Source organism: Actinotignum sp. usb-actsch-rep-73, assembly GCF_059082735.1.
This window is the reverse complement of the sequence record NZ_JBHNPV010000039.1, coordinates 1-978: the sequence shown is the minus strand read 5'-3', so window position 1 is coordinate 978 and position 978 is coordinate 1. Positions and strand designations below refer to the sequence as shown.

2 protein-coding genes are annotated in these 978 nt (G+C 59.5%); both read left to right on the top strand.

Going from position 1 to position 978, the window contains the following annotated elements:
• Nucleotides 1-494 (top strand): ArpU family phage packaging/lysis transcriptional regulator (locus tag AC5RE1_RS02855; protein ID WP_493938323.1); only part of this gene is annotated, 494 nt, incomplete at its 5' end.
• A 158-nt stretch (nucleotides 495-652) separates the two neighbouring features.
• On the top strand, nucleotides 653-978 hold a 326-nt coding region (locus AC5RE1_RS02850), incomplete at its 3' end, for an HNH endonuclease (protein WP_493938322.1).

Genomic DNA, 978 nt, shown 5'->3' with positions numbered 1-978 from the left:
ACCGAACTCACAACCACAAGCAGGAAGGAGTCGTCATGCATGTGATGACGAAGTACCTCGACACAAGGAAAGCTGCGATCGCCGCTCTGCAGGATTATGCGGTGATGGAACAGATCATCGAGAGTACCGACGAGCAGATCAAGGCGGCTTATGCGGATGCGGCTAGCCCCGCATCCCCACGTATGGACGGCACCCCGCCATCAGGCGACCTTCACGCTTCGGAGAACAGCATCGTTGCAACGATCGAGCGCATCGACACCTACAAAGCCCGATACGCTGAGGCGCGCCAGTACATGGACTGGTTCCTGCCTGCATGGGAGATCCTCTCCGAGGATGACCGGTTGGTGTTGGAGGCGTTCTTCCTCGGCGAGGGTACCCAGGATGATGCGGTCCAGCAGATCTGCAACCACTTCTATGTTGAGCGCACGACCGCCTACCAGAAGAAGTCGCGCGCGCTGGCTCGTCTTGCGACCGCTCTGTATGGCCGTTTGTGAGGGTTTTGCACCCTTGCGCCAAAAGGTGTCAGGAACGGCGGATGCATTTACCGTTTCCGGCCTGCAATGATGTAGGTGGTTGAAAAGTAGGAAAAGCCCCAAGAACCCACACACGGGAGTCTTGGGGCTTCACCACATCCAGTGGGAAGGAGCAAGCGATGCCGGTCAAACCAGCGTCCCCGTGCTCCCATCCTGGTTGCCCTGAGCTCACCCACGAACGTTTCTGCGAGCAGCACGCGAAGGCAGAAGACGCACACTATCGGAAGTATCAGCGTGATCCGAAGATCAACGCCCGCTACGGCGCGCGCTGGCGTAAAATCCGCGCCGCCTACGTCGCCGCCCACCCGCTCTGCGAAGACTGCCTAGAGGCCGGACGCTACACGCCAGTACAAGAGGTTCACCACGTTCTCCCGCTCGAACACTGCGGCACCCACAACTTCAACAACCTCCGAAGCCTGTGCAAGCCCTGCCACTCGCGCCAGAG